This window comes from Rhodococcus sp. (in: high G+C Gram-positive bacteria), assembly GCF_049286785.1.
In the GTDB taxonomy this organism is placed as follows: domain Bacteria; phylum Actinomycetota; class Actinomycetes; order Mycobacteriales; family Mycobacteriaceae; genus Rhodococcus_F.
Genome location: NZ_JBAQEO010000196.1, coordinates 1 through 8,662 on the forward strand (window position 1 = coordinate 1; position 8,662 = coordinate 8,662).

Below are 8,662 nucleotides of genomic sequence, written 5' to 3' on the forward strand. Positions count from 1 at the left end.
TTACAGAAAATGGGGGAAGTTCGCTGTGGTGTTTCCGTGTGGGCAGACGAGGATTGTGCACGATACCGGGTCTTACCTGCATAGTTGTCCAAAGGAATTTCATGCAACGCGCCAGCGATTTTCGCGACGACGGGAGCCGTGAGCGTCGACGGCAGTTGCGGCGGGCCCTGCTGCGGCCGGTGTTCACCGTTGCGCTGTTCGTGGCGGCGTATTTCGTCTTGCCGTGGACGTCGTTCGGCGGCACGTCCACGCTCATGCTTTTGGTCGGAGGACTGGTCGTCGTCCTCGCCGTCGGTTGCTGGCAGGTCCTTCGCATCATGCGGTCGGACGCCCCGGCGCTGCAGGCGGTGGAGGCGCTCGCGGTGATCCTGCCCGTGTATCTCCTGGGGTTCTCGGCCTCGTACTTCCTGATGTCCGAAAGTGATCCGCACGTTTTCACCGAACAACTCAGTCGGGTGGGAGCGCTGTACTTCACGCTCGCGGTCTTCTCGACCGTCGGCTTCGGTGACATCGCAGCGACGACCGACGCGTCACGCGCCGTCGTGAGTGCTCAGATCTTCGGAAACCTCGTTCTCATCGGAGTCGGAATCCGGGTCGTCACAGCCGCCGTCGGCTGGGCGCGTAAGCGCAAGCAGTAGAACACCACCGGTCGCTCCGCCGACTAGCGGCCGGATGCCAGCATCAACTCCACGTTGTGGTCAGGTGATCCGCCGAGAAGCGCCGGATCGGTGTGAATGTCGTTGAACGACAACTCTCGGTACAGCGAGGCGAGCCCGAGTGCGGAGAAGTCGGTGTGCGGCACCTCGTAGGGGCTGTCGGCTTCGAACAGGGTACTGAAGATGGAGACGGTCCCGTCTGCGTTGTCGGCCACCTCGATGACGCGTCCGTGTTGAGGGAAGTCGATGTGCGATGCGGTATTGATCTCCCAGAACGATTGCTCCGGGGTGGATCCCGGCCACGGCGTGATCCGGTTCTCGTGGGTATGGCCGTTGACCCAGGCCAGAACATTCGGGAAGCGGTGCAAGAGATCGACCAACCCCGAACCCGGTATGCGTGCTTCGGCGGGGGCGGCCGGATCCGGGACCACGTTCTCCATCGTGCTGCTCGTGTGGTGGCTGAAGAGGACGAACCACGTGTCGTTGCGGGACTGGGAGACCAACGAACCGGCCGTGTCGTAGTACCGGCTGCTGCCGGCGAGGAGGGTATCCTCGATCCACCGAACCTGCGCCGCACCGAGCGAGCCGTCGACGAAACCCGCGCGGTTGGTGGAATCCATGCTGATTCCGACCACACCGGGAGCGATCTCGAACGAGTAGAAGCCGACTCCCGTTACCCCGGCGTCGGGTGCGAAACCGTGCCCGGCAGGTCCGGGGCCGGTATTGGCCGGGTCCAGGTGTGCTGCGATGAACTGGCGGGGTGTGAAGGGGGCTCGAATGGGATCGGGCGTGACCACCCGCGGGGGAGTCGTGAACGCGGAGAGCACACCGGGAACGGCTGCGGGATCGAACTTGGTGGCGATGTCGACGGCGCGGGCCTGCTCGGGTGACCCGGGAACTTCGAACTTCAGGGAGCCGGTGTACATGGCCTTGAGCTGTGGGATTCCGCTCGGCACGGTGCCTTCCACGGAATCGTCGTGGTTGCCGAAGGCGCAGTACCAGGGTGTGCGCAAGCCGGGACTGTGGACAGGACTGATAGCTGCGCCGAGTAGTCCCGGCATTTCCGGGAAACCGGCCTTCTTGTACATGTCCCGAATGGGGGATTCCGGATTCCAATACAGATCGGCGCCGGAGTTCTGGACGCCTTCGTAGCGGTCCGGTGCGCCCGTGTTCGGGACGATCGTGCCACCGTTGAGCGCGGTGAGGAACCAGCCCAGCTCGGCGAGTTCCTTGTTGTCGGTGTTGTCGCCGGTGGTGACCACCGCGTCGAACGCGCGCTGGGTGTGCGGGCCGGAAGCGAGAGAATTCACGCGGCGGACCAGCGCCACCAGGCCGTGCGCCGTCAAGGTTTCGTGAGGGCGGAATGCGGATCCGGTGAAGGGGTGGACGTATTCGAACCGCATCGGTGACTGGGCATCGACGAGATGCACGTCCGTGAGCTGTACCAGTGAGGCGAGTGCCGTGCGGCGATCTTCCCGGCCCGCGTGGGCTTCCGCGAGTTCGGTTCGGACCAGAGCCGGCCAGCCGGGTCCGGCCCCGAGCCTGCGGTAGCCCGACGTGCCCAGCGGGACGGCGACCGATGTGAGGGTCGTGCCTGCGCCCGACGTGGGCACCGGCGCCGCCCCTGCATACTGCAGTCCCCACGGCCGTGCACCCAGTCCCACGGCACCGACCGCGCCGAGTCCGGCGAACGTGAGGAATCGACGGCGGTTGATGTCAGTCACGAGATGACCTTAGGGGCAACGTGCCGATTCCTCCCGACATTCAGCTCGGCAATTCGGCTCAGCGCGATTATTGGCCCCTTGTCCTTGAGGGTTGGCACTCTCACGTATAGAGTGCCAAGTGGCGCTGATCGAGCTCCGGCACCCGCGACGACGGGGCTGTGTGAAGTGCCGTAAACGGAACAACCAAAACAGAAGTCCGAGAAAAGTCTCGGACCCAGATACCCCAAAGTGGAGGGCTCATCGTGGCGAGCGTCAACATCAAGCCGCTCGAGGACAAGATCCTCGTCCAGGCCAACGAGGCTGAGACGACGACTGCCTCCGGCCTGGTCATCCCCGACACGGCCAAGGAGAAGCCCCAGGAGGGCACCGTCGTCGCGGTCGGACCGGGCCGCTGGGACGACGAGGGCGAGAAGCGCATCCCCCTCGACGTTCAGGAGGGTGACACCGTCATCTACTCCAAGTACGGCGGAACCGAAATCAAGTACGCCGGCGAGGAGTACCTGATTCTGTCGGCACGCGACGTGCTGGCTGTCGTCTCCAAGTAAAGCCATACGTGATCCGCCCCGGAGTCCCCACAGGATCCCGGGGCGGAGTGCGTTCACGCGCAGAACCCTGAGATCCAGGAGAGAAGACAGAACACATGTCCAAGCAGATTGAGTTCAACGAGACCGCACGCCGGTCTCTCGAGCGCGGCGTCGACAAGCTTGCCGACGCGGTCAAGGTGACCCTGGGTCCGCGTGGCCGCCACGTAGTCCTGGCGAAGGCATTCGGTGGTCCCACGGTCACCAACGACGGCGTCAGCATTGCGCGGGAGATCGATCTCGAGGATCCGTTCGAGAACCTCGGAGCACAGCTCGTCAAGAGCGTCGCCACCAAGACCAACGACGTCGCCGGTGACGGCACCACCACCGCGACGGTGCTGGCCCAGGCGCTGGTCCGCGGTGGCCTGAAGAACATCGCGGCGGGCGCCAACCCCATCGCGCTCGGTGCCGGTATCGCGCAGGCGACCGACAAGGTCGTGGAGGCGCTGCTCGCAGCCGCCACCCCGGTCGAGGGTGAGAAGTCCATCGCTCAGGTCGCGACCGTTTCCTCGCGTGACGAGGAGATCGGCAAGCTCGTCGGCGAAGCGCTCACTCGCGTCGGAACCGACGGCGTCGTGACGGTGGAGGAATCCTCCTCCCTCGCAACCGAGCTCGTGATCACCGAGGGCGTCCAGTTCGACAAGGGCTACCTCTCGCCGTACTTCGTCACGGACCTCGATGCGCAGAAGGCCGTGTACGAGGACGCGCTCGTCCTGCTGTACCGCGAGAAGATCACCTCCCTGCCCGACTTCCTGCCGTTGCTGGAGAAGGTTGCAGAGAGCGGCAAGCCCCTCCTGATCATCGCGGAGGACGTCGAGGGCGAGGTGCTCTCGACGCTGGTCGTCAACTCCATCCGGAAGACCGTCAAGGCCGTCGCCGTCAAGGCGCCGTTCTTCGGTGACCGTCGCAAGGCGTTCCTCGACGACCTCGCGGTCGTCACGGGTGGCACGGTGATCACCTCGGACGTCGGACTGACGCTGAAGGAGGCCGGCCTGGACCTTCTCGGAAGTGTCCGTCGCGTCGTCGTCAGCAAGGACGAGACCACCATCGTCGACGGTGCCGGCACAGACGCCGACATCGAGGCCCGGGTCGGGCAGTTGCGGCGCGAAATCGAGAACACCGATTCCGACTGGGATCGGGAGAAGCTCGAAGAGCGCCTGGCAAAGCTGGCCGGCGGTGTCGCGGTCATCAAGGTGGGTGCGGCAACGGAGACGGACCTCAAGGAACGGAAGTTCCGCGTCGAGGACGCCGTCAACGCAGCCAAGGCCGCCGTCGCCGAGGGCATTGTTCCCGGTGGCGGATCGGCGCTCGTCCAGGCGAGCACAGTTCTGGCCGACAACCTCGGCCTGACCGGTGACGAGGCGACGGGTGTCGCGGTTGTCCGCGAAGCACTGAAGGCGCCGTTGTTCTGGATCGCCAGCAACGCCGGCCTCGACGGTTCCGTCGTCACCAGCAAGGTCGTCGACCAGCCCAAGGGGCACGGTTTCAACGCCGCGACCCTCACCTACGGAGACCTGCTCGCCGACGGTGTGGTGGACCCCGTCAAGGTCACCCGCTCCGCCGTCGTGAACGCGGCGTCGGTCGCCCGGATGATTCTCACCACCGAGAGTGCTGTGGTCGAGAAGCCGGCCGCGGAAGAAGAAACGCACAACGGTCACGGGCACAGCCACTAGGACTGTCGTCTGACAGGAGCCCCGCGCAGATCGGCTGCGCGGGGCTCCTGTCGCGTGTGGCGCAGGTGTCCCGACCCGGACAGCCCAGCTCGGCCGGCTCAGCTCAGCTGCAGAACGGCAAACGGCGCCGATGTCGGCTGCGGCGAGCCTCCCGGAGGCTCGACCGTGAACGCGAGTTTCGTCATCGTCCCGATGGCGTCGAGCACCACCGTGGTTTCCGGGCGCACGTCCGCGGGGGTCATGGTGCCCGCCGGCACCATCGAACCCGCATCGGACACGAGCCACATCTGGTACACGGTGTCGCTGCTGGGGGGCGTGACATCTTTCATCACCAGCACCACGGCATTCTTCGCTTTGGAGTACATGGCGGTCGCCGATCCGCCGCCGGGGACGTCGCTCGTGACCTTGTGCATGTCCGAGGCGGCGATGACCTCTTCGGCTGTGCTGGGGGACGACGACGTGTCGGTCACCTGGCGCACGATCACCCCGCCACCCGCGAGCACTCCGGCAACCGCTGCCGCGGCGGCGAACATCTGCCAGCGTCGCCTTCGGGTGCGATGTTCGGCGAGTGACGCCGGTGCGGCGGGACTCCGGTCGATCTGCTCGAGGAGACGCGCACGGAGTTGCGCCGGGGGTGCGACGGCTCCCACCTCGCTCACGACTGCGAATGTCTCGCGGATACGGCGCACCTCGTCGGCGAAACCCTCGCGGGTGGCCTCGTTCGCGGCCTCGAGTGCTGTCTTCAGGGCGCGGCGTTCGTCGACGTCGAGTACGTCGAGTGCGTAGGGATAGGCCATGCCCAGGAGGTCGTCGTTCATGTCACACCATCCCCAGGCCTCCGCGCAGGCGGGTGATGCCGTCGCGGATCCGTGTCTTCACGGTCGACAGGGCGATACCCGACTGCGCGGCGACCTCGCTGTACGTGCGGCCCTCGTAGTACGCCATCGCGACGGATTCCCGTTGAATGTCGGAGAGGCTGTCGAGGCAGGCGAGCACCGACTGATGCTCGAGGCGGCGATCGACCTCCTCGAAGACCTCGTCGAACGGCCCGAACAGGTTGGTGGACTCGTAGAGGGCCTCGCGGTCGGTGCCCGCTTGTTCCGAGCGCACCCGGTCGACCGCTCGGCGGTGGGCCGACGTCATCAGCCAGGATACGACGGATCCGCGGGCAGGATCGAAACTCGCTGCGGTACGCCACGCCTGAAGGAACGCCTCCGCGTCACCGTGGGCCACGCGTGACATCAGCGCCACGAGTTCGGCGGATTCGACGGCGCGGAGCGACCCGGCCGTGGCGGCATCCGCCGAGCCGGCGTCGTCGGCTCGGGAGCTGCCTTCACGGTTCGCCCCGAAGCGGTTTGTCACGGAGCGGTTCACCCCTCCGCGGTTGGCCACGGACACCGGTTTCGGTTCGTGAAGTTCTACGGTAGCGCGCACGGCCCGTCATCTCCTTCAGCTGGTAGGCATTCGGAGAACGAGACCGGAAGGATGGGCGAGAGCGACTGTGACCTGAGAACGGCCGCAGGTTCGGCGAGGGTTCTCGGTGTGTGCCGCTCCTCGGTGTGATCAGACCGCTATGCGGCCACGGCGGTGGCGAGCGTGCATCTCACGTTCGGTCTCGGACATGCCGCCCCAGATTCCGTACGGTTCGGCGACGCTCAGAGCGTGGTTGCGGCACTGGGCCAGAACGGGGCAACGCCGGCACATTTCCTTGGCACGGGTCTCGCGCTGGGCACGCGCACGTCCTCGTTCACCGTCGGGATGGAAGAACATCGAGGAGTCGACCCCGCGGCAGAGTCCGTGCATCTGCCAGTCCCAGATATCGGCATTCGGTCCGGGAAGGTGGTTGGGTGCAGGCATGTGGACTCCTTAGCTGCGCAGCTCGCGTCGGGCGGCGAGCGGACCGTGGGCTTGAAGGTCGTTCAAGCCTCTGAATCTTTCACGTGGCTAACCGTAGGGCCGGTTCCGAAATCGCGTCAATAGTTGTTCACAGTGGGGATTTACATATGCCTCGAGCGCAAAGTTAACCTGGAAAACATTTACTTTCGCACTCTTCCGTGATTCGGTTTCGGGTTGAAAGACCTCACGGCAGGGGTGACGATGTCGAGGTGACCCAGCGCGCGGAGCCCTCCTCTCAGGAGTCATCCGAACCACTGGATCAGGGACCCACCGTCACGGTATCTGCGCTGGCCAGACGGCTTGGGGTGGCACCATCCACCCTCCGTACCTGGGATCGCCGCTATGGTATCGGGCCGTCAGTTCACGCCCATGGAAGCCACCGTCGGTACACGCCGCGCGACGTCGCCCGGCTCGAATGTATGCAACAGGCGCTGGGCTGTGGTGCAAACCCGGCGGAAGCCGCGAGATTTGCGATTAACGCACTGGCTACATATTCGTCAGAATCGGACCCCATTCGCGGTAGGGAAAGTCTGGATGACGACTTTGTGAATGGGAAGAAAACGCCCAGTTCGCCCATTCCGCCGGCCTGCGATCCCGGGGCGGAATCCGATGCGCCGTTACGGAATCTCTCCGGTGCGGTGATTGCACGCGACGTGGTGACGATTCGACGAATCCTCATACGGACAACGGCGGAACGTGGGTTCCTGCCCATGTGGACAACGCTGGTCGTCCCGGTGCTGGACTGGGTGGACGACGGCCGGAATTCGGAAGCGGCCGAAGCGAGCGTGCGCATCTTCACGGAATGCGTGACCGGGGTGCTGTCGACCATGACGCTCGATGCGCCGATCGGTGGTGGGCGCCGGGTGCTCCTCGCCCGCGTCCCTTCGGAGGGGAGCGATCCAACGCATCCTCCCGGCGTCTGCGAAGGGTCCGATCCTCGAGGTGGTGACCTCGAGTTCCGGGCGCTGGGCGCAGCGCTGGCGACAGCCTCCGTCGACACGCGGATGGCGACGCCCGGTTACCGGTCCGCACTACTCGCTGCGGTGGCGAATGCAGAGCCGGACGTGGTGGTGCTGTGGCTGACCTCGGGCGGCGGCGACCTTTCCTCGCTCGTGCGCGCGATCCGCCGGCGGCGCACCGGCCTGACGATCCTGGTGGGTGGGCCCGGGCGTCAGGTCGAGGGTCTGCCGCGATCCGTCACCGTGCTCGGTGCACTCGACGACACGGTGGGCGCCGTCGCGGCACTGGTCCGAGCGGTGACATGATCGCGGGGTGAGTACGAGCAGTCCCCGGGTCGTGGAGGTCCGTCCCGAAGTCGAGTGCGAGCTGACCGCGGCAGCCTTCGGGGCGCGCCCCGGCATGCACCCCCTCCCGGTATCCGGGTTTCCGCGGGAGCGATGGATGCGTGCGGTGGCGCTCGGCGGTCAGGGGCGTTACAGCCAGGCACGGACGGAGTTGACGGTGCTCACGACCTCCGCCGCAGCCGATGCTGCCGTGGTATCGCTGGCCTGGAGCACGCAGGCTTCGTTGCTGAGGCAGCTGGGCCGGCACGACGTCGCCTCCGGATTCGACGGACGTGCACTGGCTGTGGTGGGGGCCGGAGCGGGGCACGTCGGCGGAGAGAGGGATGTGCTCCTCCACGAGGCTCGCTGTGACGCGCTGACGGGCCTCGCCGCCGATGCCCTCGGGTGCGGACGGCTCGCGCTCGGATGGCAGCTGCTGGAGCGCTGCGACCGCTATCTCGGGGATTTGGACGCTTCGCCGTTGCTGTGGCGTCAGAATGTGCGGAAGAACTGGGTGAGCGCCGAACTCGCGCTGGCGGGGGCCGACTTCACCACTGCCCGGCGCCATGCCGAAGCCGCAACGGCGCTTGCCGAGGCTTCGGGCTCCGTTCGCCACCACGTCAAGTCGGAGTTGCTGCGATGCGCATCCATGACCGGTGATCGCGATCTCACGCCGGCCGTACGACTTGCCCGGGATGTGCTGGATCGGTGTGAAGGGCACGGTCTGGTGCCTCTGAAGTGGGCCGCCGCGATGCTGCTGGCGGGAGTGACCGCCGATCCTGAGAACGTGTTGGGAAAGTGACTGGGCGTGTCTGCGTGACTGATGCGGCTGAAGTAGTCATTGTGACC

At 65.9% G+C, this 8,662-nt stretch carries 9 protein-coding genes and 1 pseudogene; 6 read left to right on the top strand and 4 right to left on the bottom strand.

What is annotated here, in order from left to right; all coding sequences use genetic code 11:
• Positions 1-101 precede the first annotated feature (101 nt).
• Positions 102-638, top strand: a complete 537-nt coding sequence (locus tag WAW17_RS08075) for a potassium channel family protein (RefSeq protein ID WP_422332467.1) — start codon at positions 102-104, stop codon at positions 636-638.
• Positions 639-661: 23 nt separating this feature from the next.
• Here the strand turns inward: WAW17_RS08075 and WAW17_RS08080 are convergent, their stop codons facing one another.
• Positions 662-2,380, bottom strand: a complete 1,719-nt coding sequence (locus tag WAW17_RS08080) for a TIGR03767 family metallophosphoesterase (protein WP_422332468.1) — start codon at positions 2,378-2,380, stop codon at positions 662-664.
• 242 nt (positions 2,381-2,622) lie between these two features.
• Between WAW17_RS08080 and groES the strand changes: the two genes are divergently transcribed.
• The gene (gene groES, locus WAW17_RS08085) at positions 2,623-2,925 is read left to right on the top strand and encodes a co-chaperone GroES (protein WP_422332469.1); all 303 of its coding nucleotides are present in this window, start codon (positions 2,623-2,625) and stop codon (positions 2,923-2,925) included.
• 95 nt (positions 2,926-3,020) lie between these two features.
• Complete coding sequence (gene groL, locus WAW17_RS08090) at positions 3,021-4,634, top strand: chaperonin GroEL (RefSeq protein ID WP_422332470.1); 1,614 nt, start codon at positions 3,021-3,023, stop codon at positions 4,632-4,634.
• 98 nt (positions 4,635-4,732) lie between these two features.
• Here groL and WAW17_RS08095 read toward each other — a convergent pair whose 3' ends face one another.
• The 3 genes from WAW17_RS08095 to WAW17_RS08105 all read right to left on the bottom strand — a co-directional run bounded on the left by WAW17_RS08095 (position 4,733) and on the right by WAW17_RS08105 (position 6,491).
• On the bottom strand, positions 4,733-5,452 hold the full coding sequence (locus WAW17_RS08095; protein WP_422332471.1) for an anti-sigma factor: 720 nt from the start codon (positions 5,450-5,452) through the stop codon (positions 4,733-4,735).
• Between the two features lies 1 nt (position 5,453).
• Positions 5,454-5,996 carry a sigma-70 family RNA polymerase sigma factor gene (locus WAW17_RS08100; RefSeq protein ID WP_422332472.1) on the bottom strand — a complete coding sequence of 181 codons (543 nt, stop codon included), beginning with the start codon at positions 5,994-5,996 and terminating at the stop codon, positions 5,454-5,456.
• A 201-nt stretch (positions 5,997-6,197) separates the two neighbouring features.
• A complete protein-coding gene (locus WAW17_RS08105) occupies positions 6,198-6,491 on the bottom strand; it encodes a WhiB family transcriptional regulator (protein ID WP_422332473.1) in 294 nt (97 codons plus the stop codon).
• A 248-nt stretch (positions 6,492-6,739) separates the two neighbouring features.
• Here WAW17_RS08105 and WAW17_RS08110 point away from each other — a divergent pair.
• From WAW17_RS08110 to WAW17_RS08120, 3 genes and pseudogenes are all read left to right on the top strand, one after another.
• A pseudogene (locus tag WAW17_RS08110) lies at positions 6,740-6,985 on the top strand (MerR family transcriptional regulator); the annotation flags it as partial.
• 90 nt (positions 6,986-7,075) lie between these two features.
• Positions 7,076-7,795, top strand: a complete 720-nt coding sequence (locus tag WAW17_RS08115) for a transcriptional regulator (protein ID WP_422332475.1) — start codon at positions 7,076-7,078, stop codon at positions 7,793-7,795.
• 7 nt (positions 7,796-7,802) lie between these two features.
• The gene (locus WAW17_RS08120; protein WP_422332474.1) at positions 7,803-8,615 is read left to right on the top strand and encodes a hypothetical protein; all 813 of its coding nucleotides are present in this window, start codon (positions 7,803-7,805) and stop codon (positions 8,613-8,615) included.
• Positions 8,616-8,662: the final 47 nt, after the last annotated feature.